We start from the raw sequence: 24042 nt of genomic DNA, 5'->3' as shown, positions 1-24042 counted from the left end.
CTCGCCGCTCGTCCCGCGCGGCCGGAATTCGGCCGGCTATTCGTCCTGCGAAGACAACACGGCAGCGCCATACCACTGACACAGCAGCAAGGCGATCTCGACGTCCAGACGATCGTCGGCGATCGGGCGGCCTCGCCGCTCGACCGCCCGCTGCACCCGGTACTTCATGGTGTTGACATGGAAATGGAGTTGCTCGCCGGCCGCCTTGAAGCTGGATCCGGTCCGCAGGAAGACCCGCAGGGTGTCGCGCAGCCGGCCGTCGCTCTCGGTCGCGCAGGCCAGCGGGCCGAGCACCTCGGCCACCCAGGCCCGCGCGGCCGGCAGGTTGTCACCGCCGAGTAGTGCCGCCGCGGACAGTCCGGGGTCGCTGGCCGCACTGACCCGGTTCTCGGGTGCACCGGAGGCGACGGCCAGGGTGTGCGCCGCCAGAGCCTGTTGATGCGATCGGCGGAAACCCTCGACGCCGGGGAGCGGATCGCCGATCGTCACCCACGGCTGGCCGTCCGCGTTGAGCGCGTAGGCGCGGATCTGTTCCACCACGTCGTCTCCGGTGCCCGACGGCAGCGGAAGCCATGCCCACCCGGTGGTGCTGTCGGCCGGGACGAACAGCGGTGCCCCGTGCACCGGCAGTGACTCGGCGAGGTGCTTGACGAAACCCTCCGCAGCGGAAAGCCTGTCGCCGCCCGACTCGGGGTACCACACCACGATCCCGGCGTGGGTGCGCCGCAGCGGATAGCGAATCGCGGTCGTCATCGCGTCGACGTCTAGGCTCTCATCGGCAAGGATGTCTCGGACCCGCAACGCGCGCACCGCATTTCGACTCTCCAGCCAGCGTTCCCGTTCGGCTTGGTAAACGGTCGAGACCTGCTGCGACATCTCGTCGATATAGCCGAACATGAGCGTCGACATGGTGCCGAGCACGCTCAGGCTCAGGTCGGGTTCCAGCTCGGCGGAACGGATCTCGGCCAGCACCAGTTGCAACGCCACCGAGTGCCCCAGCCGGTAACCGCGCACCAACGCGTTGACCGGCACCCCGCGCTGCGCCAGCCGGCGGGCGTGTTCCAGGGCAACAGGCGGTGCCGCGATGTCGGCCACAGGAATGTTGTGGCGGATTGCCGAGAAATACGTGTCGACGTTCGCCGACACGGTCTCATGCAGCAGCTGCAGCAGCGACGAATCGCTGGTGAGATCCGGTGACTCCTTGGCGACCAGATCTTCGATGACGCCGATCGTCTCGGCCAGGCGATCGTAGAGGCGCTGGGAGATCTCGATCGCGGCCTGGGCGACGGCGCTCTCATCGGTCATGGTCTGACCGTAGTCAGACTCGCCGGGGCGCAGCCAGCCGTTCGCGGCGCAGCACGTCCACTTCCGGCAGTTCCAGGGGTGCCAGGTCGCCGACCACCTTCGCCAGCAGCAGATCGGCCAGTTCGGGGTTGCGGGCCAGGCATGGCCCGTGCAGATAGGTGGCGACGACGCTGCCCTGCACCGCGCCGTCGTAGCCGTCGCCGGCCTTGTTGCCGGCGCCCTTGGTGACCGCGCTCAGCGGCGAGGCGTCCGGCCCCAGCACGGTGCCGCCGCGGTGGTTCTCGAAGCCGGTCAGGGGCGCGGACAACCCCGCCAGCAACGGTGTGGCGACCACCTCGCCGATGGTGCGCGACTCCTGTGGAGAGGTGGTCACGTCCAGCAACCCGACCCCTTCGACCCGCTCACCGGCCGAGGTCTCATACCAGTGCCCCAGCACCTGGATGGCCGCGCAGATCGCCAGCACGGGTGCTCCCCGCGCCGCCGCGCGCTGCAAGCCGGGATGGGTGATCAGATGCCGGGTGGCCAGTCGTTGCGCGTAGTCCTCGGCGCCGCCCAGGGTGTAGAGGTCCAACGACTCGGGCACCGGCTCGGCCAGGGTGATCTCGACGATTTCGGCGGGAATCCCGCGCAGCAGCAGTCGCTGCCGCAGCACCACCGCGTTGCCGCCGTCGCCGTAGGTGCCCATCACGTCGGGCAGCACCAGCCCGATCCGCACGGTGCCGTCAGCCATCACCCAACCTCCGCTGCAATTGCAGGAACGCGGTGTAGTTGGCCACCACCTCGACCGGCCCGGGTGGGCAGGACGCGATCGCGGCGAGGGCGTCGTGCACCAGGGTGTGTTGCACGCCGGCGTAGCCCAGTCGCACTGCCAGGTCGGTGCCGCGCTCGCCGGCCGCCACCACGGGAACACCCTCGAAGTGCTCGAAGCGCACATCCCACAGCCAGGACAGGTCTTCGCCGTCGGGCACCTGACCGTTGACCGCGATCACCACGCCTGCGGCATGTTTGTCGACCATCGCCAGTGCTTCCTGCCAGCCGGCGGGGTTCTTGGCCAGCAGCATCCGCACCGTGTGGTCGCCGACCTGCACGCGGCGGTAGCGCCCGGCCACCTCGTCGACCGCGGACACCGCGGCCACCGCTTTGGCCGGGTCGGCGCCCAGGGCGACGGCGGCCGCGACGGCCTGGGCGGCGTTGCCGCGGTTGACGGTGCCGGGCAGGGCCAGCCGCATCGGCAGCACCAGACCGTCCGGCCCGTAGAGCGAGTCGTCGTCGAACCACCACTGCGGGGTGGGCCGACTGAACTCGCTTCCGGTGGAGCGCCAGTGGTCCTCGTGGCGGTCGATCACCTCGCCGCTGCGTGGGCAGCTGACCGAGTCGCCCGACCAGCCGGCGCGCGCGGCGACCCAGACCACGTTGGGGGAGTCGTAGGCGGCCGAGGTCATCAGCACGTCATCGCAGTTGGCGACGACCACCGTCTGCGGATGACGGGCCAGGCCGGTACGCAGCGCGCGCTCCACGGCGTTGATCTCCCCGACCCGGTCCAGCTGATCCCGGGACAGGTTGAGCAGTACCACCACGGCCGGCGACACCGCATCGGCCACGTGGGGGACATGCATCTCGTCGACCTCGAGTGCCGCCAGCTGTGCGGTCCGGTCGGCGGCCAACGCCGCAACCAGCCCGGCGTCCATGTTGGCGCCCTCGGAGTTGGTGGCCACCGCGCCCAGGTCGCCCAGCGCGGCCGCCAGCATGCGGGTGGTGGTCGACTTGCCGTTGGTGCCGGTGACGATCGCGGTGCGTCGCCCCGCGCCGAGCTGACGCAGGATCGATCGGTCGAGGGTCATCGCGATCAGACCGCCGATCATCGCGCCGGCGCCGCGGCCGGTCACTCGCGACGCCCAGCGGGCACTGGCACCGGCGGCCAGCGCCAGGCGTCCGCGGGCGGTGATCATCCGGTGAGTTTAAAGTGCCCCGACACGGGCCATCGCCGGCCGGCATCGTCCGACCCGCATGCCATCCTCGTCACATGAGTGCTCGGTGGGGCCGTCCGGCCCGCGAACCCGGCGACGGCTGGGTCGTTGTCGACGTCGAGACGTCGGGGTTTCGGCCCGGACAGGCCCGGGTGCTCAGCGTCGCCGCGCTGGCGCTCGACGCCGACGGTCGGGTAGAGCAGTCGGTCTCGCACCTGGTCAACCCGGGCACTGACCCGGGCCCCACCCACGTGCACGGGCTGACCGCGGAGATGCTGGCCGGACAACCGCAGTTCGCCGATGTCGTCGACGAGGTTGTCGCACTGTTGCCGGGGCGCACCCTGGTGGCCCACAACGTGGCGTTCGACTACACGTTCCTGGCGGCCGAAGCGGAGATGGCCGGCGCCGTACTGCCCGTCGATTCGGTGATGTGCACCCTGGAGCTTGCGCGACGGTTGGACCTCGGCCTGCCCAACCTGCGGTTACAGACGCTGGCCGCGCATTGGGGCGTCGTCCAGACCCGGGCGCACGACGCACTCGATGATGCCCGGGTGCTGGCCGGCGTGCTGGAGCCTGCGCTGCAGCGCGCCCGGGAGCGTGACGTGTGGTTGCCGGTGCGGCCGGTGACCCGGCGCCGCTGGCCCAACGGCCGGATCACCCACGAGGAACTGCGGCCGCTGAAGGCCCTGGCGTCACGGATGCCGTGCGCGTACCTCAACCCGGGCCGCTACGTGCGGGGCCGCCCGTTGGTGCAGGGCATGCGGGTGGCGTTGTCGGCGGAGTGCACCCGCACCCATGAGGAACTCGTCGAACGCATCCTGCACGCCGGGCTGGCCTACAGCGACGTCGTCGACGCCCACACGTCGCTGGTGATCTGCAACGAGGACCGCCCCGAGCAGGGCAAGGGCTACCTGGCGCGCGAACTGGGGGTGCCGACGGTTTCCGACCGCGACTTCATGGCGTATGTCGGCGGGAACGGCGGCGTCGTCGGAGGCACCGGCATCGAAGAATTCGTCGACACCGGTGTCGCCGGCGATCAGATCTCGCTGTTTTAGTGCCTCGCCCGAGGCGGGGAGTGTCCCAATTTGGGACATCCACAGGTGAACGGATAACGCCATGCTGTTAACCGTGACGAAACATTTGCGGTCATCGGCGCTGCAGCGATGACCACCGCGGTACGCGATGACCGGGCAACCGCCGACGTGACCCCGCTGTTAGGCCGGGCACGCCGAGGCGCGTCGACCCCGGCTCGCCTGCGGGAATCTTCGATGCCGGACGAGGTCGTGGAGAACGGTCCCAGCCTCGCCGGCCAACTCGTCGGGCTCGCCGCCCGGCTGAGCATTCGGCCCATCCTGGCGATCGGCAGTCAGCTGCCGCAGGCGCCATGGCCATGGGGCCTGGTGGACCACGCTGCCCGGGTCGTCCCCTCCGCCCCGGGCAGCGTTCGCCACACGGTTCGGTTGTCGCGCTGCACGGCACGGCTGGTCCGCGCCGCCGGCGTGCTGCCGGCGGACGGCACCGGGCGCGTCGTGCTCTACCTGCACGGCGGGGCATTCTTGACGTGCGGTGTCAACACCCATGACCGGCTGATCACGATGTTGTCGAAGTACGCGGACAGCCCGGCATTGGCGGTCGACTACCGGAAGATCCCCAAGCACTCGGTGGGTGCGGCGGTCGACGACTGTTATGAGGGCTACCAGTGGCTGCGTAGCCAGGGCTATGCACCGGACCAGATCGTGGTCGCCGGTGACTCGGCCGGCGGCTACCTGGCCCTGGCGTTGGCCCGACGGCTCCTCGATGAGGCCGAACAACCCGCGGCCCTGGTCTGTATGTCACCGCTGACCCAGATCGCCAAGGCGTCTCGGAGTACGCACTCCAATAGCGGCAGCGACGCGATGTTCCCGGCCAAGGCCTTCGACGCGCTGGTCGAGCTGATCACCTACGCCGCCAAGCGGCGCAGCGTGAATGGCATCCCGGAGGAGGTCTTCGAGCCACTGGACCACATCGAAGCCGGATTGTGCCCCACCCTGATCCACGTCTCCGGCTCCGAGGTCATGTTGCAGGACGCCAGGCTGGTGGCGCAGCGCCTGGCCGACGTCGGTGTTCCGGTCCAGCTGCGGGTGTGGCCGGGCCAGATGCACGTGTTCCAGATCGCCGGCCCGATGGTGCCGGAGGCCGTCCGCTCGTTGCGTCAGATCGGCCAGTACATCCGTGACGTGACCGACTGGATGACGGTTCCCGAGGCAATCGACGACTACGTGGTGATCCCGTAGGTCTTCAGCTTCCGGTACAGGCTCGACCGCGACATCCCCAGGTGCGCGGCCGCAGCGGCCCGATTGCCATCGGCCTGTCGTAGCGCCGCGACGATCGCGTCTCGTTCGATGACTTCGAGCTGAGTCAAGGCCCGGCGGGCGACGCTTTGGCAGTATCCCGGCAGGTCGGTGTCGGCGATCTCGCCGATCTGGCGTTGGCGAAGGGCATGCACCAGGGCCTCCCGCAGCTGAGTGATGTTGCCGGGCCATGAATATCGGCCGACGAGCCGGCGGGCCGCCGCACTGAGCCGCACTTTGCGTTCCGGTGCGATCCCGCGCAGCAGGGCGGCGGCGATGCCCGGCAGGTCATCGGTGCGGTAGCGCAGCGGCGGCACGGTGATCGCGGTATGAAAGTGGCCCAGTAGCTCACCGAACTCCGGCGTTGAGTCGGATGGGTCCTGCGACACCGTAGCGACCACCCATCCGAGTTGATCGAGCGATTCGATCGCAGCGAAGTAGGCATTCAGCGCTTCGATGCCGACTGCGTCTGCCCGGTCGATGTCCCGGGCGATATGCAGCGTGGGCCCGTCGGTCGGCGGGCCGACCGTGCCATCCGCCGCAAGCTGTTCGGCGTCGACGGTGATGCTGCGAGCGCCGGGATAGACCGACTGAAAAAGTTGTGTCGCCAGAGTGAATTTGCCTACTCCGGATTCGCCGACCAGCAGTACCGGCGCGGTGTTGTCCAGGGCCTGCCGAAGTTCGTCGATTGCTCGCACCCACGCCGGCGAGCGACCGCCGGCCAGCGACTCATGCGAGCCGAACAACGTGGTCAGCCCGAGCGGGAGCACGCCGGGCTCGGCGGATGCTCCGATCGATGTGGCGCGCCCTGACGTCGCCGGTTCGGCGATCACCAGCAGTCCGGCGACCTCGGTGCCGGCGAAGACCCGGGTTCCGCGGATGCGCACGATGCGTTGGCTGCTCGGCAGGACAACGGTGTCGCTGGCACGTTCCCTGCGGGCCAGCAGGAAGGTCGCATGGTCGCGGAGTACCTGTTGTTCGCCGGCGTCGAACATCTGCTGGGCGGCGGGGCTGGCGATCAACAGTGCGGCACCGAAGGCGAAGACCGCCGCCCGGGCCGACCGGGCCGTGACGCGTAGGTAGGCGTCGAAGACGGCCTGTTGCGTCTGGCTACGGTCGAGCAGCAGGTTGCGGCTGATCTCCTTCGCGGCGTTCTTGACCAGAACATGCATCACGGGGTTCCACGCCTGGGTCAGCGTGGCGATTGCCACCACGCCCTCGACGCGGCCGGTGACGGGGTCGAGGATCGGAGCGCCACAGGCGGCAAAGTTCTCCAGGCTCTCGCTGTAATGCTCCGGGCCGACGATGCTGACGGGCTGGCCCGACTCGAAGACGGTTCCGGCCCCGTTGGTGCCCACGGCCGCCTCCGAGAAGTCGAATCCGGGCGCGTACTGGACTCGGTCGAACAGGCGCGTGGCCGTCGCGGAGGTGTCGATCCGTTCGACGACGCGCACCCTGCGGTCGGTCAGGCCGATGGCCAGCGGCAGGTCGGCGGGGGAGGTGTCGTCGCCCAACTGCTTCAGCACGGGTCGCGCGCAGCGCGCCAGCAGCGAATCGGTGTCAACCTCATCGGTGAACGTGCTGATCGGGCGGACGACATCCACCCCAGCGTCCCGGCTGCGCTCCCACGAAGCGACCACCAGGTCGGAGACTCCCGCGACGCTTGGCCTGCCGAACTCCAGGAATGCCATCCGGTCGGCGGCAGCCCTCAGCAGCGGGTTGTCATCCCCGGACATCGCGTCATACCTGCCCCCCGTAGGTCGCGTCAGCCGAGCCGGGCCGCCCTGTTCACCGCGGAGACCACCGCCCGCAGCGACGCGGTGGTGATCGACGGTGCGATCCCGACGCCCCAGACGGTGTGGTCGCCGATCTGAGCCTCCACGTACGCCGCGGCCTGAGCCTCCTCACCGGCGCTCATCGCGTGCTCCGAATAGTCCAGCACGTGGACCTGTACACCGACCTGGCTCAGCGCGTCGACGAACGCGGCCAGCGGGCCGTTGCCGGCCCCGGTGATCTCGGTTTCCACGCCGTCGACCAAGACGGTGGCCTCGATGCGGTCGGTGCCGTCGTCGGTCTCGGCGGCGAGCAGCTTCTGGTGCATCCGCTCCAGCGGACGGATCGGGTTCAGGTACTCGTCGGCGAAGGCGTCCCACATCTCCTTCGGAGTGACCTCGCCGCCTTCTCCGTCGGTCAGTTGCTGGATCACCCGCGAGAACTCGATCTGCAGCCGGCGCGGCAGCACCAGGCCGTGGTCGGTCTTCATCACATACGCCACGCCGCCCTTGCCGGACTGCGAGTTGACCCGGATCACCGCCTCGTAGGTACGGCCCACGTCGCGGGGGTCGATCGGCAGGTAGGGCACCTGCCAGAGCATGTCGTCGACGTCGGAGTCGGCCGCGTCCGCATCGATCTTCATCTGGTCCAGGCCCTTGTTGATGGCGTCCTGGTGACTGCCCGAGAAGGCCGTGTAGACCAGGTCGCCGCCGTAGGGGTGACGCTCGGGTACACCCAGCTGGTTGCAGTACTCGACGGTGCGGCGGATCTCGTCGATGTTGGAGAAGTCGATCTGCGGGTCCACGCCACGCGAGAACAGGTTCAGGCCCAGCGTCACCAGGCAGACGTTGCCGGTGCGTTCGCCGTTGCCGAACAGGCAGCCCTCGATCCGGTCGGCCCCGGCCGCATAGCCCAGCTCCGCGGCGGCCACGGCGGTGCCGCGGTCGTTGTGCGGATGCAGGCTCAGGATCACGCAGTCGCGTCGCTTCAGGTTGCGGCTCATCCACTCGATCGAGTCGGCGTAGACGTTCGGGGTCGCCATCTCCACGGTGGCCGGCAGGTTGAAGATGATCGGGTTGTCCGGTGTCGGCTCGATGACATCGCCCACCGCGTCGCAGACCGCCTTGGCGTACTCCAGTTCGGTTCCGGTGTAGGACTCCGGCGAGTACTCGTAGCGCCAGCGGGTCCTCGGGTGCTTGGCCTGCTCCTGGAGGCACTTGCGCGCCCCGGCCACCGCAATGGCCTGCACCGCAGCCTGATCGGCGCGGAACACCACCCGGCGCTGCAGGACCGAGGTCGAGTTGTAGAAGTGCACGATCACGTTCTTCGCGCCCGTGCAGGCCTCGAAGGTGCGCTCGATCAGCTCGTCACGGCACTGGGTCAGCACCTGCAGGGTGACGTCGTCGGGAACGGCGCCCTCGGTGATGATCTCGCGGACGAAGTCGAAGTCGGTCTGGCTGGCCGACGGGAAACCGACCTCGATCTCCTTGTAGCCCATGGCCACCAGCAGGTCGAACATCCGGCGCTTGCGGGCCGGGCTCATCGGGTCGATCAGCGCCTGATTGCCGTCGCGCAGGTCGACCGCGCACCACAGCGGGGCACGCTCGATGACGCGGTCGGGCCAGGTGCGATCCGGCAGCGTGATGGCCTCGACCTCATCGGCGAAGCTGCGGTACCGGTTGACCGGCATTGCCGAGCCGCGCTGCGGGTTCCAGGCGGGCTGGCCGGGGTTAGCTGGTCCCGCGGGTTTGGTGATGGCGCGGGTGGACGTGAAGGCGTCCGGGTGAGAAGGGGTGGAATAGGTAGTCACGATTTTCGCTCCGGCTTGTCAAGGGACTTGTCCAGTGGACTGGAGAACCGGCGCATCGGCGAAACCCGCGACGGGGAGCCGGTCCTGGTCAGACCCCGTCGCGGCGACCGAGCAGGAGCGCGCGCTGCACGTGAAGAAGCTTACACGCCGATCCGGCGGCCGCAGCGCGATGTCCTCGCACGTTGCCGCGCTGGAGGCCAAGTGAACCGGCGAAGTCCTTCCCCTATCCTTGTTGAGGTTCTTGTAGAGGCCCGATCAGTGAAATCGGCGGAAAGGACGACCGTGGCGCTCGTCGTGCAGAAATACGGCGGATCGTCGGTGGCCGACGCCGACCGGGTCCGCCGGGTGGCCGAGCGCATCGTCGAGACCAAAAGGGCTGGTAACGAGGTCGTGGTGGTGTGCTCCGCGATGGGCGACACCACTGATGACCTGCTGGACCTGGCACAGCAGGTCTGCTCCGCACCGCCGGCCCGTGAGCTGGACATGCTGCTGACCGCCGGGGAGCGGATCTCCAATGCCCTGGTCGCGATGGCCGTCGAGGAGCTGGGCTGCAACGCCCGCTCATTCACCGGGTCGCAGGCCGGCGTCATCACCACCGGCGCGCACGGCAAGGCCAAGATCATCGACGTCACCCCCGGCCGGCTGCAGGCCGCGCTCGGCGAAGACCAGGTGGTGCTGGTCGCCGGGTTCCAGGGCGTCAGCCAGGACACCAAGGACGTCACCACCTTGGGCCGCGGCGGCTCGGACACCACCGCGGTGGCGCTGGCCGCGGCGCTGAGCGCCGACGTCTGCGAGATCTACACCGACGTCGACGGCATCTTCAGCGCCGACCCGCGCATCGTGCCCAACGCCAAGCGCCTGGACACCGTCACCTTCGAGGAGATGCTCGAACTGGCCGCATGCGGCGCCAAGGTGCTCATGCTGCGCTGCGTGGAGTACGCCCGCCGCTACCACCTGCCCATCCACGTCCGGTCGTCCTACTCGGACAAGCCGGGCACCATCGTTTCCGGATCGATCAAGGACATCCCCATGGAAGACGCCATCCTGACCGGAGTCGCGCACGACCGCAGCGAAGCCAAGGTGACTGTGGTCGGTATCCCCGACCTGCCCGGCTACGCGGCCAAGATCTTCCGTGCCGTCGCCGACGCCGACATCAACATCGACATGGTGTTGCAGAACGTCTCGAAGGTCGAGGACGGCAAGACCGACATCACCTTCACCTGCCCCCGCGACAACGGGCCGGCCGCGGTGGCCAAGCTGGAGTCGCTCAAGGGCGAGATCGGCTTCACCGAGGTGCTCTACGACGCCAAGGTGGGCAAGGTGTCGCTGATCGGCGCCGGGATGCGCAGCCACCCGGGTGTGACGGCCACGTTCTGCGAGACGCTGGCCGACAACGGGGTCAACATCGACCTGATCTCCACCTCCGAGATCCGCATCTCGGTGCTGTGCGCCGAAGATGATCTGGACAAGGCCGTCGTTTCGCTGCACGAGGCGTTCGGCCTCGGCACCGACGAGGCGGCCACGGTCTACGGCGGGACGGGGCGCTAAATGGTTTCCATCGGTGTGGTCGGTGCGACCGGCCAGGTCGGCCAGGTGATGCGCGCTCTGCTGGAGGAGCGCAACTTCCCGGCAGACGAGGTGCGGTTCTTCGCCTCGGCGCGCTCGGCCGGACGCAAGCTGGAATTCCGCGGCGCCGAGATCGAGGTCGAAGACTCCGAGACCGCCGACCCGTCCGGGCTGGACATCGCGTTGTTCTCCGCCGGGGCGACCATGTCGCGGGTGCAGGCGCCGCGGTTCGCCGCGGCCGGCGTCACGGTGATCGACAACTCGTCGGCCTGGCGCAAGGACCCCGATGTGCCGCTGGTGGTCTCCGAGGTGAACTTCGACCGCGAGGTGCGCGGGAAGCAGTTGGCCAAGGGCATCATCGCCAATCCGAACTGCACCACGATGGCTGCGATGCCGGTGCTCAAGCCGCTGCACGACGAGGCCGGTCTGACCCGGCTGATCGTCTCGACCTACCAGGCGGTCTCGGGCAGCGGCCTGGCCGGCGTGCAGGAGCTGGCGACGCAGGTGCGTGCGGTCTCCGGCGGTGCGGAGGCCCTGGTGCACGACGGCGGCGCGGTGGACTTCCCGGCGCCGGACAAGTACGTCGCGCCCATCGCATTCAACGTGGTCGCGCTGGCGGGTTCGCTGGTCGACGACGGTTCGGGCGAGACCGATGAAGACCAGAAGCTGCGGTTCGAGAGCCGCAAGATCCTCGGCATCCCAGAGCTTTTGGTGAGCGGCACGTGCGTCCGGGTGCCGGTCTTCACCGGTCACTCGCTGTCGATCAACGCCGAGTTCGCCCGGCCGTTGAGCCCGCAGCGGGCCGCCGAGCTGCTGGCGGACGCCCCGGGCGTGACGCTGACCGACGTGCCGACGCCGCTGGCTGCTGCCGGCGCCGACGACTCGCTGGTGGGCCGAATCCGGGTTGACCCGGGCGCTCCCGATGGGCGCGGCCTGGCGCTGTTCGTCTCCGGGGACAACCTGCGTAAGGGCGCGGCGCTCAACACGATTCAGATCGCCGAGCTGCTGGCTGCATCTTCCGGGTCCTGACGCGGCCCTGCCAAGGCGCCGAACGTGCAGTCAGCGCGAAATTCTCCGCGATTTTTCGGGCTGAGTACACGCTCGGCGGGGTCGGTGTTGATGGCACTGCTGTTGGCTCTGCCGGGGGTGGCGCACGCCGAGCCGCCCGCGCCCATCCCGCGTCCGGTGCTGTGGCCGCTGGCCGAAGGCCAAGTGGTGCGGATCGGCCCCAGTGCCGGAACCGGAACGCCCACCGGCGATTACGGTATCGGCGCCACCGACCTGTGCGAGTTCATGGAGTTCCCCACCGCGGTGCTGCAGATCTGCGGGGACAGTTTCGCCGGCCAGGGCGTCGGGTATGGCGGCTGGTATTCGCCGATCGCGCTGCGCGCCGACGCCGATTCGGTCGTTGACTCCGACGGGGTGCGCTACACCGGGGTGATCGGGGTGGACAAGCCGTTGTTGGCCGACCCGGCGCCGGCGGGCAGTACGCAGCTGCCGGCCGGGATCGTCTCGATCAACCGGACCAACTATCTGATGGTGACCACCGCCAAGATGCTGGTTCCCCAAAGCACACGGTTGGTGAAAGCCGATCCGGCGCAACCGGGTTGGCAGACGGTGCCGGGATCGGTGCGGCCCGCCTCCTACCAGGATCACGGGCAGTCCCAGATCAGCGGTTACTACGACCCGATTCCGACCCCGGACTCGGCCACCGGCTGGGTGTACATCGTGGCCAACAACTTCGACCGCAGTGCGGCGGTGACGCTGTATCGGGTCGCTCCGGGTGCGTTCACCGACCGGTCGGCCTGGCAGGGCTGGTCGGCCACCGCGGGCTGGGGCCATGCGCCCACGCCGCTGTGGAACGACCAGATCGGTGAGCTCAGCCTGCGCCAGATCGACGGCAGGCCGGTGCTGTCCTACTTCAACGGCACCACCGGGAACATGGAAGTTCGGGTGGCCTACGAACCGACCGGGTTGGGCACCGCCCCGGTGACCACGGTTGTGCAGCACGCCGAGTGGCCGGATCCACCGGTGCCCGTCGAGACCCTGCCGTCGCCCTACGACAACCGGCTGGCCCAGCCCTACGGCGGCTACATCTCGCCGGGATCAACCCTCGATGAGCTGCGCGTGTTCGTCAGCCAATGGAACACCCAGCCGCGTGACCGCGCGCCCTATCGGGTGATCCAGTTCGCGGTGAACCCGTTCAAGCCCTGGTCGGTCAGCTGAACAGGGGGCCGGCGGGGCGCCGGGCTCATAGCGGATGCATAGCCAAGACCTAGCGGTGCCTGGTGTTGCCCCCGGCAAGATGCCTTGCATGAGCGAAACACCTGTCACCACAACTACCCCACCCGCACCGCCGGGTGAGCCCAAGCCCTACTGGGTCTACCGGCTGGCTGCCTGGGTCGCCATCGTCGCCGGAATCGTCTTCATCGTGTCGTCGATCTTCTTCGCCGGTGTCTGGGTCAGCCGCGGCGGCCCGGGCGGACACCACTGCCACGGTCATCACGGGCATCACGGCCAACACGCGATGTTCCACAAGGGCCACCACCACCGCGGACCGGGGCCGATGGGACCCGGCCCGGACCAGCGGGGACCCGGCGAGCTGCCGCCATCGGTGAGCACCCAGGCTCCGCCGTCCCCGCCCGGCCGGTAACCCGGTCCGGCCACGAGCAACCGGCCGCCGCCCCTCCCGAAGGGCGGCGGCCGGCGCCGTTCTCGGGCATGATTGATCGGTATGAGCGAGTCGCCAGCCCCCACTCCACCGTCGCCTCCGCCGAACCGGCTCTACCAAGCTGCGGCCTGGGTGGTGATCGTCGCCGGAACGGTCTTCGTCGCCGCCGTCATCTTCGGCACCGGTGTCTACCTCAGCGGCAACGGTGGGTGCTGGCACCATCACCACCACGGCCCAGGCATGATGCATCACGGTCCGCCGATGGGCCCCGGATTCGGGCCCGGCGGCCCCGGCTTTGGGCCCGCAGGTCCCGGCGAAGAGCCGGAATGGCCGGGCTTCCGGCCGGCCGGCCCGGGTAATGGGCCCGGTGGTCCCGGTGGCCCACCCGCTCCGCCACCACCGACGTCGGCTCCACCGCACCGCTGACCCTGAAAAGGGCTGCTGAGTGTGCGGTCTCCTGCGCGACTGGTCATGCCGGGTGTAGGTAACCGCACACTCGCCGGAACGCGTTGAGTCACAAGGTCTTGACCACAAGAGGAGACAGACAGATGACCGAGCACTACACCACCACCGATGCCGGAATCCCGGCACCCAGCGACGGCGAATCGCTGACGATCGGCCCGGATGGTCCCATCCTGTTGCAGGACCACTATCTGATCGAACAGATGGCGATGTTCAACCGGGAGCGCACCCCGGAACGTCAGCCGCACGCCAAGGGGGGTGGGGCTTTCGGGCATTTCGAGGTCACGGCAGACGTCACCAAGTACACCAGGGCCGCGGTGTTCGCGCCGGGCGCCAAGACCCCGACGCTGACGCGGTTCTCCACCGTCGCGGGCGAGCGGGGCAGCCCAGACACTTGGCGCGACCCCCGCGGTTTCGCGACAAAGTTCTACACGTCTGAGGGCAACTTCGACCTGGTCGGCAACAACACCCCGGTCTTCTTCATGCGTGACCCGCTGAAGTTCCAACACTTCATCCGCTCCCAGAAGCGTCGCGCGGCAAGCAACCTGCGTGACCACAACATGCAATGGGACTTCTGGAGCCTCACGCCGGAGTCGGCGCACCAGGTCACCTGGTTGATGGGGGACCGGGGCATTCCGAAGAACTGGCGCCACATGAACGGCTACTCCAGTCACACCTACAGCTGGATCAACGCCGCCGGAGAGATCTTCTGGGTCAAGTACCACTTCATCAGCGACCAGGGTGTGGAGTCCCTCACCCAGGACGAGGCCGACCGGTTGGCCGGTGTCGATGCCGACTATCACCAGCGCGACCTGTATGAGGCGATCGAGCGGGGTGAGTATCCGAGTTGGACGCTCAAGATGCAGATCATGCCGTTCGAGGAGGCAAAGACTTACCGCTACAACCCGTTTGATCTGACCAAGGTATGGCCGCACGCCGACTACCCGCTGATCGACGTCGGCAAGCTGACCCTGGATCGCAACGTCAGCGACTATCACAGTGAGATCGAGCAGGCGGCATTCCAGCCCAACAACATGGTGCCCGGGACAGGTTTGAGCCCGGACAAGATGCTGCTGGCCCGAGGTTTCTCCTACGCCGACGCGCACCGGGCCCGGATCGGGACGAACTACAGCCAATTGCCGGTCAATGCACCGAAATCCGAGGTGCACAGCTATTCCAAGGACGGCGCCATGCGGTTCGTCAACGCGACGGACCCGGTGTATGCGCCGAACTCGATGGGCGGTCCCAAGGCCGACCCGGCCCGTGCCGCCGAAGTGCGCTGGCACGCCGACGGGGACATGGTGCGTGCCGCCTACACACTGCGCCCCGACGATGACGACTTCAGCCAGGCCCGAACCCTGGTCCGCGATGTCCTCGACGACGATGCACGGAAACGATTGACCGCCAATATCATTGGGCACGTATCGGCCGGTGTCACCGAACCGGTGCTGTCCCGGGTGTTCGAGTACTGGCGCAATGTCGACCCTGATCTGGGCAGCGCGGTGGAGGCCGGGGTGCGGGCCAACCTTGCCTGACGGTCGGCGCGCCGCCGCAACCCTTTTGGCGGGGCTGGGATTGGCCGCTGCGGGCGCAGCGGCCGCTCCGGTCGCCGCCGCCGGACCGTCCGAACCTGGTGTGGTCTCCTATGCGGTGTTGCCCAAGGGATCGGTCGGCAACATCGTCGGCGCCCCGATGGGCTTCGAAGCCGTCTCCGGGCAGCCGTTTCAGGCCTTCTGGGTCGACGACCCGGCATGCAACAACTGGGCCGACATCGGCCTACCCGAGGTCTACAACGATCCCGACCTGGCGTCGTTCAACAGCGCCGTCACTCAGACCTCGGCCAACGATCAGGGCCACTTCGCCAAGCAGGCGGTGGGGGTGTTCGCCACCAACGATGCCGCCGCCGCGGCGTTCCGTCGCGTGGTCGACCGGACCGTCGGCTGCTCGGGCCGCACCACCGCGATGCATCTGGACAACGGAGCCACGCAGGTCTGGGAGTTCAGCGGTGGGCCGGCCACGGCAACGGATGCGGCCTGGACCAAGCAGGAGGCCGGCACCGACCGGCGCTGTTTCAACCAGACCCGGCTGCGGGCCAATGTCGTGCTGCAGGCCAAGGTCTGCCAGTCCGGTAACGCCGGCCCGGCGGTGAACGTGCTGGCAGGAGCGATGCAGAACTCCCTGGGTCAGTGATCACCGGTCCTCTTGTCGGCCCTCTCCGGTAGCGTCGGGAAGATCAACGGGCGGAGGGGTTGATATGGGGTTCGCCGCGGCGACGCAACTGTCCCGCGGAGATCAGTCTTGTCTGGGCGGCCCCGAGCTGTCTGGCGCCGCCGAGGCCGCCGACTACATCACCGAGCGATGCCTCACCGATGCCCCGCACGGCCGGGTGGGCCTGGAGATCGAGGCGCACTGCTTCGACCCGACCGACCCGCACCGTCGCCCGGGCTGGGCCGAGATCGGCGATGTGCTGCGGTCCCTGCCGGAGTTGCCGGGCGGCAGTGTCGTCACCGTCGAACCCGGCGGCGCAGTGGAGCTCTCCGGCCCTCCGCTGACCGATGCCCTCGCCGCGATCGAAGCGATGACCGCCGACCAGGCGGTGCTGCGGGCGGCTTTCGCCGACGCCGGGCTGGGGCTGGTGCAGCTGGGTGCCGACCCGCTCCGGCCCACCGAGCGGGTCAACCCCGGCGAGCGTTACGCGGCGATGGAACAGTTCTTCGCCGCCAGCCACACCGGTTCGGCCGGCGCAGCGATGATGACGGCGACGGCGTCGGTCCAGCTCAATCTGGATGCCGGTGCGCGTTCCGGTTGGGCCGATCGGGTCCGGCTGGCCCACGCGCTGGGCCCGACGATGGTCGCGATCTCCGCCAACTCCCCGCTGCTGGCAGGCGAGCTCTCCGGCTGGCGCTCCACCCGGCAGCGGGTCTGGAGCCGGCTGGACTCGGCGCGTTGCGGTCCCGTCCTCGGCCTGGACGGCACCGACCCCGCCACCGACTGGGCGCGGTATGCGCTCAAGGCGCCCGTCATGCTGGTGCACACTCCCGAAGCGATTCCGGTCAGCCGCTACGTGCCGTTTGCCGACTGGGCCGACGGACGGGTGCGGCTCGGTGGCCGCCGCGCCGGTATCGAAGACCTCGACTACCACCTGACCACGCTGTTTCCTCCGGTGCGCCCGCGCGGATGGCTGGAGATCCGCTACCTCGACAGCGTCGACGACACCCTTTGGCCGGCACTGGTATTCACTCTCGCCACCCTGCTCGACGACCCGGTCGCCGCCGACAGCGCAGCCGAAGCAGTGGCGCCCGTCGCCACCGCCTGGGACGTCGCCGCCCGGATCGGCCTGGCCGACCCGCGGCTGCATGCGGCCGCCGGGCGCTGCATTCGCCTGGTCGTTGACCGGGCGCCGGCATCCCTGCGTGACGGGATGGATCGGCTGGCCGGCATGGTCGAACGGGGCCGCTGCCCGGCCGACGACGTCACCGACGAAGTGACCCGGAGCGGCACCACGGCGATGGTCACCCGACTGGCGCGCAGACAATCATGACCCCATCGGAAACCTTGGCCCGCGACCTGACCCGGGCGCGGAGCCGCACACTGGCGCTCGTCGATTTCGACGACGCCGAGCTGCACCGCCAATACGACCCGCTGATGAGCCCGCTGGTGTGGGATCTGGCCCATATCGGTCAGCAGGAGGAGCTGTGGCTGCTGCGCGACGGAGACCCGGCCCGGCCCGGCATGCTGCCGGCGGATGTCGAAGGCCTCTACGACGCCTTCACTCACCCGCGGGCCAGCCGCGTCGCCCTTCCGCTGTTGGCACCGGAACAGGCCCGGAAGTATTGCGCCACCGTGCGTTCCAAAGTTTTCGACAAGCTGGAGACGTTGCCCGCCGGTGCGGGCCATGCCGCCGACTTCTCGAACGGGTTCGCGTTCGGCCTGGTGCTCAGCCATGAACACCAGCACGACGAGACCATGCTGCAGGCGCTGAACCTGCGTGCCGGCCCACCCCTGCTCGGCGCCGGCGCTGTTCTGCCCGCCGGGCGGCCCGACCTGGCGGGAACCTCGGTGTCGGTACCGGGCGGTGAATTCGTGCTCGGCGTCGACGCAGCCGAGGAGCCCTTCTCGCTCGACAATGAGCGCCCCGCGCACCGCGTCGACGTGCCGGGCTTCCGGATCGGCCGGGTGCCGGTGACCAACCGCGAATGGCGGGCCTTCATCGACGACGGTGGCTACCGGCAACCTCGGTGGTGGACCGAACGGGGTTGGCGCCACTGTGTGCAGGCCGGGTTGACGGCGCCGGAGTTCTGGGGCCCCGATCACCGGACCCGGGTACGGTTCGGCCACGTCGAGGACCTGCCTGACGACGAGCCGGTGCAGCACGTGAGCTACTTCGAGGCACAGGCATACGCGGCGTGGGCCGGGGCCAGGCTGCCCACCGAGATCGAATGGGAGAAGGCCTGCGCCTGGGACCCGGTCATCTCGGCGCGGCGGCGCTTTCCGTGGGGCGCCGCCGATCCGTCGGCCCAGTTGGCCAATCTCGACGGCGCGGCGCTGCGTCCGGCTCCGGTCGGGGCCTACCCGCAGGGGGCATCGGCCTATGGCGCGCAACAACTGCTCGGCGATGTCTGGGAGTGGACGAGTTCGCCGCTGCGACCGTGGCCGGGCTTTTCTCCGATGATCTACCAACGCTATTCGGAGCCGTTTTTCGGCGGAGACTATTGGGTGCTGCGCGGTGGGTCCTGGGCGGTCGCCCGCGAGATCCTGCGGCCGAGCTTTCGGAACTGGGACCATCCCTATCGGCGGCAGATCTTCGCCGGTGTGCGACTGGCCTGGGACATCTGATGTGCCGGCACCTGGGCTGGCTGGGCAAGCCGCGTTCACTGGCCGAGCTGATTCTCGAGCCGCCGCAGGGCTTGCTAGTGCAGTCCTATGCACCGCGCCGGCAGCAGCACGGGTTGCTCAACGCCGACGGTTGGGGCGCTGGATTTTTCGACGGCGATGTGCCGCGACGTTGGCGCAGCGCCGCACCGCTGTGGGGTGACGTGTCGTTCGCCTCGGTCGCCCCGGCGCTCGGAAGTCACTGCGTGGTGGCCGCGGTGCGTTCAGCCACCGTCGGGATGCCCATCGAAGCCAGCGCCACGGCTCCGTTCACCGACGGCAGTTGGCTGCTGTCGCACAACGGCGTGGTGAACCGTGGGGTTCTGAAAACCACCGATTGTGCCGAATCGGTCTGTGACAGTGCGATCCTGGCCGCGGCGATCTTCGATCGTGGGGTGGAATCGTTGGGCGAGGTGATCGCCGATATCGGTGCGGCCGACCCGCAAGCACGACTGAACATACTGGCCGCCAACGGTTCCCGGATGTTGGCGACGACCTGGGGAGACACCTTGTCGATGTTGCACGGATCCGATGGCGTGGTACTGGCCAGTGAACCCTACGACGACGACCCGCGCTGGGTGGATATCCCCGACCGGCACCTGGTGGACGCGCACGACGGCGAGGTCTGTGTCACGGCCCTGGGTGCGGCTCGATGACGGGGGTCACCATAGCCAATCACCTGGCCGCCGACGCGGCGCGCACCGCACTGCGCGCCGATGTCCGTCAAGGGCTGGCGCAGCGTCCGAAGTCTTTGCCGCCCAAATGGTTCTACGACGACGTCGGCAGTGATCTGTTCGACCAGATCACCCGACTGCCCGAGTATTACCCCACCCGGGCCGAGGCGGAGATCCTGCGGGCACATTCGGGTGAGGTGGCGGCGCTGTCGGGTGCGGACACCCTGGTGGAACTGGGCAGCGGCACCTCGGAGAAGACCCGGATGCTGCTCGATGCGCTGCGGGACGCCGGGGCACTGCGCCGGTTCATCCCATTCGACGTCGACGCCGGGGTGCTGGAGACGGCGGGGGAGGCGATCGCCCGTGACTATCCCGGCGTGCGAGTCCAAGGTGTCTGCGGCGACTTCGAGCACCACCTGGCACAGATCCCCGATGGTGGCAGACGACTGTTCGTGTTCCTGGGGTCGACCATCGGCAACCTGACACCGGGCCCACGTGCCGACTTCTTGGCCGGCCTGGCCGCGGTCATGCACGACGGTGACGGCCTGTTGCTGGGCACCGATCTGGTCAAAGACACCGGCAGGCTGGTGCGTGCCTACGACGATGCGGCCGGGGTGACCGCGGCGTTCAACCGCAACGTGCTCGCGGTGGTGAATCGTGAACTCGATGCCGACTTCGACCTCGACGAATTCGCCCATGTGGCGCGCTGGAATTCGGCGGAACAGCGCATCGAGATGTGGTTGCGCGCCCGCCGCGCCCAGCATGTCGTGGTCAAGGCGCTGGACCTGGCTGTCGATTTCGCCGCGGGCGAAGAGATGCTGACCGAGGTGTCCTGCAAGTTCCGGCCGGAGCAGGTGGCCGACGAACTGGCCGCCGCGGGACTGCGCCGTCGACGGTGGTGGACCGACGCGGCAGGCGATTTCGGCCTGTCGCTCGCCATCAAATGAGCCTGGCCGACCGTTGGCGCGCGGCGCGCCCTCCGGTCGCCGGGCTGCACCTGGACAGTGCGGCCTGTTCACGGCAGAGCTACGCGGCGTTGGACGCCGCAGCCCGCCACTCCCGCCATGAAGCCGAGGTCGGTGGCTACGTCGCCGCCGAGGCGGCCGCGCCGGTGCTGGATGCCGGGCGGGCGGCTTTCGCCGCATTGACCGGCATGGCCGACGCCGACGTGGTGTTCACCACCGGATCGCGAAATGCGCTGGACCTTCTGCTGTCCCGGTGGCCGGGTGCGCAGCGCACCCTGGCCTGCCTCCCCGGCGAATACGGCCCGAACCTGGCGGTGATGGCCGCACACGGATTCAGCTGGCGAACGCTACCGGTGGACCACACCGGCCGCTTGGTGCTCGACGAGGCGGCAGCGGTACTTGCCGCCGACCCGCCCGGCCTGGTGCACCTGACCCCGGTCGGCAGTCACCGCGGGCTGGTGCAGCCCCTGGCGCAGCTGGCGGATATCTGCCGGTCGGTCGGTGTTCCGCTGGTGGTCGACGCGGCGCAGGCCTTGGGCCAGATCGACTGCGCCGTCGGCGCTGACGGCGTCTATTCGTCGTCACGCAAATGGCTTGCCGGACCGCGCGGTGTCGGGGCGCTGGCGGCACGACCGGCGTTGGCTGAGCTGGCGTCGCCGGGCCCGGAGGCCGGTGACGTCAATGTGGCTGCACAGGTGGGGTTCTCCGTCGCGTTGGGGGAACATCTGGCGGCCGGGCCGGCAGCGGTGCGGGCTGCGCTGGCCGGCGTAGGTGCCCGGAGTCGACGGGTGTTGGCTCAGCTATCCGGCTGGCGGGTGGTCGAACCGCTCGACGAGCCGAGCGCCATCACCACCTTGGCCCCGCCGGCCGGCATTGATCCGGTGGCGGTGCGGGCGTGGCTGATCGCCGAGCACAGGATCGTTTCCACCGCAGCCGGAGTCGAGCGGGCACCGCTGGAGCTGACCATGCCCGTGCTGCGGATCTCACCGCACGTCGACACCACCGAGGCCGACGTGCAGGTGCTCGCTGCGGCGTTAGCCGAAGCGCCGCAAGGCGGATGAAGGCGGCTCTCGGCCAACGCTAGTGGCCGAACAGCCCGCCGCCGTGGCCTCCGCCGAACAGGCCGCCGCCTCCGCCGCCGAACAGGCCACCACCGCGGGATCCTCCTCCGCCGAACAGGCCGCCGCCGCCTCCGCCGCCGAACAGCCCACCGCCGGGCTTTCCGCCACCGCCGAACAGCCCACCGCCGGGGTTGCCTCCGCCGCCGAAGATTCCGCCGGGCTTACCGCCGCCGCCGAACAGGCCACCACCCAGGTTGGGCATGGAGGGAGCGCTCGGTGCGGGCAGGGACGGCAGCGACGGTGCCTTGGGTGCCGGAAGGGACGGCAGTGAGGGCGCCTGGGGCGCGGTGAACGACGGCAGTGAGGGCAGCGAGGGTGCCTTGGGCGCTGGCAACGACGGCAGTGCGGGCGCCTGCGGTGCCGGCAGCGACGGCAGTGCGGGCGCTTGGGGTACCGGGAGCCCTGCCGGGGGGCCTGAATTCGGCAGCTGGATCGGCAGATTCGGCAGTTGGATTCCCGGGGCCGGATTGACGGCGGGTGCGTCGGGAACCTTGACCGGCAGCTCAGGCAGCTGAATGCCCGGGTTGGGGTTGACCGCGGGAAGGTCCGGTACCTGAACCGGCGGATCCGGCAGTTTCACCACCGGCGGGTTCGGTTTGATCACCGGGATCTCGGGTTTGACGACCGGTGGGTTCGGGTTGACCACTGGGATTTCAGGGTTGAGCACCGGGGGATCGGGCTTGACTACCGGGGGATCGGGCTTGACCACCGGGGGATTCGGCTTGACCACCGGCGGAATCGGTTTGATCACCGGCGGATTGGGCTTCACGACCGGAGGATCGGGGAGCTCGACCGGCGGATTGGGCTTCACGACCGGCGGAGTGGGGAGCTCGATCGGCGGGTGGGGCTTCACGACCGGAGGATCGGGCTTGACCACCGGAGGAGTGGGGAGCTCGACCGGGGGTTCGGGCTTGACCTCGGGCGGTTGGGGCTTGACCACCGGCGGGACCGGGGCCGTCGGTTTCTTCGCGGGCAGCCCCCACAGGAATGACAGGTCTGGCATCCCCGAAAGGACGGGCCGGTGGGGGGCCGGCCGCGGAAGCGGCGCGACGACGAAGGGCGACAGGGCATGCGTCGCCGGCGGCTGCATGGGCAACGGCGGACCGAATATCGGTGCGGGAACAAACAATGGCCCGGTGGTTGCCCCGGCCGCCACCGGCATTGGTGCCGGCAGGCCGGGCGCCGGGGCATCCAGCGGCACCGCCGCCGGGAGATCGGGCGCCGACGGCAGGCTCAACGGCGGCAGCGGAATCGAGTCCGCTGGAGCCTGCCCCATCACCGGCGGTTGTCCCCCGAACGGCTCGGTGGCGGGCACCTGAAGATTCGGCGCCCGGTGGGGAATGGTCAGCGCTCGACCCAGATCCGGCCGCAACGCGACGAGGTTGGGGGTGATATCCAGGGTCATGGCCACCATCAGCGCTGACGCCGCAGCGAATGCGGCCGAAGCAAGCGCCGCACCGGCCACCAGCAACGGGCGCCGGGCCGGCGGACCCGCGGGAGCGAAGATCTCGGTGGCCGCTTCGGCTTCGTCGTCGGGCACCGCGCTGTAGGCCAGATCGTCGGCTCCCAGATCGGGGATGTCGTAGTAACAGGGGCCGACAGCAGCGGAACCGGGTTCTTGCGTGTAGGCCAGCGCTGCGGACTCCGCCTCGACACCGGCCAGCCGGGCGGATGCCAGGGCTGCGCCGCGGGCCAGGGCCGCACGCGGTTCCGCGGGTTCGCACACCTCGTGGTCGACCGTCGCCTCCAGTCGCGGCCGAAGCGCCGTCGAATCACCCTCGGGGCAGATCAGGAACAGGCCGTCCGGGCAGGTCTGGGCGGCGTTGAGCCGATCGGCGACCGTGTCGACCGCGGCGGTGGCGTCGCCGTCATCGAGGGCTTGGCGAAAGATCCGGGTGATGGTGCCGTGGGTGCAGTCGACCATGGCCAGGGTCGCGGTCGACGCCTCGACGGACAGCAGCCCCATCTGGTCGCAGCCGACCGTCTGTCCCAGGTTGTGGGTCAGGCTTGCCGCCGCAAGCACCGGCGAGACCAGAGCCACGTTGTCCAAGCCTTCGAGGGCGCCGCTGGCAAGCCGCGAACTCAGTGCGGCCGCGTCGAGCGGATCGGTCACGGTCACGCCGGTCGCGACCAGGTGAAGTCCGGCCGAGTCCGCGGCGTCGCGCGCTCGCAGGATCGCCGCGATCAACGCGTCGACGGCGGCGAATTCGGCGAACTCGTCGGTGGGCACGTCAATGCTGAGCTCTTCCAGCGTGACGCCGTCCCCGCGTTCTCCGCGGACCAGCACGGTGTGGATGGTGGCGGGTGTGCTCGACGCAAGTGCCACACCGAGGACGACGTCCATGTCTTCTCCGATTCAGTTCTGACCTGCACGCGGTCGGCCACGGCGGCTTCTGGGGGGCACAGACATCGGCGGCGTTCCGACACCGTTTGTTCACCATCACGAGATCTACTCGCAATACATCGAAATATGCGTCTGAGTGAATAAATAGCGTCTGATGGGTTCGTGAAGAATGTCTGATTTTG

At 69.1% G+C, this 24042-nt stretch carries 20 protein-coding genes; 14 read left to right on the top strand and 6 right to left on the bottom strand.

Translation table 11 applies throughout. From position 1 onward, the window contains the following. Positions 1–36: 36 nt before the first annotated feature. The 3 genes from ACKY0W_RS20470 to ACKY0W_RS20460 are packed head-to-tail and all read right to left on the bottom strand — an operon-like array spanning position 37 to position 3254. Entirely contained in the window at positions 37–1305 is a 1269-nt protein-coding gene (locus tag ACKY0W_RS20470) for a PucR family transcriptional regulator (RefSeq protein WP_409435566.1), read from the bottom strand. Positions 1306–1318: 13 nt separating this feature from the next. Then, entirely contained in the window at positions 1319–2035 is a 717-nt protein-coding gene (locus tag ACKY0W_RS20465; RefSeq protein ID WP_409435565.1) for a type 1 glutamine amidotransferase, read from the bottom strand. Then, the gene (locus ACKY0W_RS20460) at positions 2028–3254 is read right to left on the bottom strand and encodes a MurT ligase domain-containing protein (protein ID WP_409435564.1); all 1227 of its coding nucleotides are present in this window, start codon (positions 3252–3254) and stop codon (positions 2028–2030) included. The genes ACKY0W_RS20465 and ACKY0W_RS20460 overlap by 8 nt, the downstream gene beginning before the upstream one ends. Before the next feature lie 74 nt (positions 3255–3328). Between ACKY0W_RS20460 and ACKY0W_RS20455 the strand changes: the two genes are divergently transcribed. Both ACKY0W_RS20455 and ACKY0W_RS20450 read left to right on the top strand, forming a co-directional pair. After that, positions 3329–4327, top strand: coding sequence for a DEDDh family exonuclease (locus tag ACKY0W_RS20455; RefSeq protein ID WP_409435563.1), 999 nt, complete (start codon positions 3329–3331; stop codon positions 4325–4327). 108 nt (positions 4328–4435) lie between these two features. Next, positions 4436–5545 carry an alpha/beta hydrolase fold domain-containing protein gene (locus tag ACKY0W_RS20450; protein WP_409435562.1) on the top strand — a complete coding sequence of 370 codons (1110 nt, stop codon included), beginning with the start codon at positions 4436–4438 and terminating at the stop codon, positions 5543–5545. Here the strand turns inward: ACKY0W_RS20450 and ACKY0W_RS20445 are convergent. Then, on the bottom strand, positions 5527–7338 hold the full coding sequence (locus ACKY0W_RS20445) for a sigma-54-dependent Fis family transcriptional regulator (RefSeq protein WP_409435561.1): 1812 nt from the start codon (positions 7336–7338) through the stop codon (positions 5527–5529). The genes ACKY0W_RS20450 and ACKY0W_RS20445 overlap by 19 nt on opposite strands. Positions 7339–7367: 29 nt before the next feature. Then, complete coding sequence (leuA, locus tag ACKY0W_RS20440) at positions 7368–9185, bottom strand: 2-isopropylmalate synthase (protein ID WP_409435560.1); 1818 nt, start codon at positions 9183–9185, stop codon at positions 7368–7370. A 282-nt stretch (positions 9186–9467) separates the two neighbouring features. On the opposite strand from leuA, the gene ACKY0W_RS20435 reads away from it, so the two are divergent. From ACKY0W_RS20435 to egtE, 12 genes are all read left to right on the top strand, one after another. Next, the gene (locus ACKY0W_RS20435) at positions 9468–10733 is read left to right on the top strand and encodes an aspartate kinase (protein WP_409435559.1); all 1266 of its coding nucleotides are present in this window, start codon (positions 9468–9470) and stop codon (positions 10731–10733) included. Then, positions 10734–11780 carry an aspartate-semialdehyde dehydrogenase gene (locus tag ACKY0W_RS20430; RefSeq protein ID WP_409435558.1) on the top strand — a complete coding sequence of 349 codons (1047 nt, stop codon included), beginning with the start codon at positions 10734–10736 and terminating at the stop codon, positions 11778–11780. Positions 11781–11870: 90 nt separating this feature from the next. Next, positions 11871–12977, top strand: a complete 1107-nt coding sequence (locus ACKY0W_RS20425) for a DUF4185 domain-containing protein (protein WP_409435557.1) — start codon at positions 11871–11873, stop codon at positions 12975–12977. Positions 12978–13065: 88 nt separating this feature from the next. Further along, complete coding sequence (locus ACKY0W_RS20420; RefSeq protein ID WP_409435556.1) at positions 13066–13404, top strand: hypothetical protein; 339 nt, start codon at positions 13066–13068, stop codon at positions 13402–13404. Positions 13405–13485: 81 nt separating this feature from the next. Continuing rightward, positions 13486–13848 (top strand): hypothetical protein, encoded by a 363-nt coding sequence (locus ACKY0W_RS20415; RefSeq protein WP_409435555.1) that lies wholly within the window; start codon positions 13486–13488, stop codon positions 13846–13848. Positions 13849–13970: 122 nt separating this feature from the next. Beyond that, positions 13971–15419 carry a catalase gene (locus ACKY0W_RS20410; protein ID WP_409435554.1) on the top strand — a complete coding sequence of 483 codons (1449 nt, stop codon included), beginning with the start codon at positions 13971–13973 and terminating at the stop codon, positions 15417–15419. Between the two features lie 25 nt (positions 15420–15444). After that, positions 15445–16074, top strand: a complete 630-nt coding sequence (locus ACKY0W_RS20405; RefSeq protein ID WP_409437869.1) for a sensor domain-containing protein — start codon at positions 15445–15447, stop codon at positions 16072–16074. A 64-nt stretch (positions 16075–16138) separates the two neighbouring features. Beyond that, positions 16139–17425, top strand: coding sequence for an ergothioneine biosynthesis glutamate--cysteine ligase EgtA (gene egtA, locus ACKY0W_RS20400; protein ID WP_409435553.1), 1287 nt, complete (start codon positions 16139–16141; stop codon positions 17423–17425). Next, positions 17422–18720: an ergothioneine biosynthesis protein EgtB gene (gene egtB / locus ACKY0W_RS20395; protein WP_409435552.1), complete on the top strand. Its 1299-nt coding sequence runs from the start codon at positions 17422–17424 to the stop codon at positions 18718–18720. Before egtA ends, egtB begins: the two co-directional genes overlap by 4 nt. Then, positions 18720–19412, top strand: coding sequence for an ergothioneine biosynthesis protein EgtC (gene egtC, locus ACKY0W_RS20390; RefSeq protein ID WP_409435551.1), 693 nt, complete (start codon positions 18720–18722; stop codon positions 19410–19412). Before egtB ends, egtC begins: the two co-directional genes overlap by 1 nt. Beyond that, entirely contained in the window at positions 19409–20377 is a 969-nt protein-coding gene (gene egtD, locus ACKY0W_RS20385; RefSeq protein WP_409435550.1) for an L-histidine N(alpha)-methyltransferase, read from the top strand. The genes egtC and egtD overlap by 4 nt, the downstream gene beginning before the upstream one ends. Further along, entirely contained in the window at positions 20374–21456 is a 1083-nt protein-coding gene (gene egtE / locus ACKY0W_RS20380) for an ergothioneine biosynthesis PLP-dependent enzyme EgtE (RefSeq protein WP_409435549.1), read from the top strand. Before egtD ends, egtE begins: the two co-directional genes overlap by 4 nt. Positions 21457–21475: 19 nt before the next feature. Here the strand turns inward: egtE and ACKY0W_RS20375 are convergent, their stop codons facing one another. After that, complete coding sequence (locus ACKY0W_RS20375; RefSeq protein ID WP_409435548.1) at positions 21476–23860, bottom strand: hypothetical protein; 2385 nt, start codon at positions 23858–23860, stop codon at positions 21476–21478. Between the last annotated feature and the right edge of the window lie 182 nt (positions 23861–24042).

The sequence above is a fragment of the Mycobacterium sp. SMC-14 genome (assembly GCF_046250075.1).
In the GTDB taxonomy this organism is placed as follows: domain Bacteria; phylum Actinomycetota; class Actinomycetes; order Mycobacteriales; family Mycobacteriaceae; genus Mycobacterium.
Note: the sequence above shows the minus strand (reverse complement) of the source record. Positions and strands in the feature narration are given on the sequence as shown.

Excerpts from the sequence above, each read along its gene's own strand:
- ACKY0W_RS20470 (WP_409435566.1), bottom strand. The coding sequence starts at position 1,305 with ATGACCGATGAGAGCGCCGTCGCCCAGGCCGCGATCGAGATCTCCCAG.
- ACKY0W_RS20465 (WP_409435565.1), bottom strand. The coding sequence starts at position 2,035 with ATGGCTGACGGCACCGTGCGGATCGGGCTGGTGCTGCCCGACGTGATG.
- ACKY0W_RS20460 (WP_409435564.1), bottom strand. The coding sequence starts at position 3,254 with ATGATCACCGCCCGCGGACGCCTGGCGCTGGCCGCCGGTGCCAGTGCC.
- ACKY0W_RS20455 (WP_409435563.1), top strand. The coding sequence starts at position 3,329 with ATGAGTGCTCGGTGGGGCCGTCCGGCCCGCGAACCCGGCGACGGCTGG.
- ACKY0W_RS20450 (WP_409435562.1), top strand. The coding sequence starts at position 4,436 with ATGACCACCGCGGTACGCGATGACCGGGCAACCGCCGACGTGACCCCG.
- ACKY0W_RS20445 (WP_409435561.1), bottom strand. The coding sequence starts at position 7,338 with ATGTCCGGGGATGACAACCCGCTGCTGAGGGCTGCCGCCGACCGGATG.
- ACKY0W_RS20430 (WP_409435558.1), top strand. The coding sequence starts at position 10,734 with ATGGTTTCCATCGGTGTGGTCGGTGCGACCGGCCAGGTCGGCCAGGTG.
- ACKY0W_RS20425 (WP_409435557.1), top strand. The coding sequence starts at position 11,871 with ATGGCACTGCTGTTGGCTCTGCCGGGGGTGGCGCACGCCGAGCCGCCC.
- ACKY0W_RS20420 (WP_409435556.1), top strand. The coding sequence starts at position 13,066 with ATGAGCGAAACACCTGTCACCACAACTACCCCACCCGCACCGCCGGGT.
- ACKY0W_RS20415 (WP_409435555.1), top strand. The coding sequence starts at position 13,486 with ATGAGCGAGTCGCCAGCCCCCACTCCACCGTCGCCTCCGCCGAACCGG.
- ACKY0W_RS20410 (WP_409435554.1), top strand. The coding sequence starts at position 13,971 with ATGACCGAGCACTACACCACCACCGATGCCGGAATCCCGGCACCCAGC.
- egtA (WP_409435553.1), top strand. The coding sequence starts at position 16,139 with ATGGGGTTCGCCGCGGCGACGCAACTGTCCCGCGGAGATCAGTCTTGT.
- egtB (WP_409435552.1), top strand. The coding sequence starts at position 17,422 with ATGACCCCATCGGAAACCTTGGCCCGCGACCTGACCCGGGCGCGGAGC.
- egtC (WP_409435551.1), top strand. The coding sequence starts at position 18,720 with ATGTGCCGGCACCTGGGCTGGCTGGGCAAGCCGCGTTCACTGGCCGAG.
- egtD (WP_409435550.1), top strand. The coding sequence starts at position 19,409 with ATGACGGGGGTCACCATAGCCAATCACCTGGCCGCCGACGCGGCGCGC.
- egtE (WP_409435549.1), top strand. The coding sequence starts at position 20,374 with ATGAGCCTGGCCGACCGTTGGCGCGCGGCGCGCCCTCCGGTCGCCGGG.
- ACKY0W_RS20375 (WP_409435548.1), bottom strand. The coding sequence starts at position 23,860 with ATGGACGTCGTCCTCGGTGTGGCACTTGCGTCGAGCACACCCGCCACC.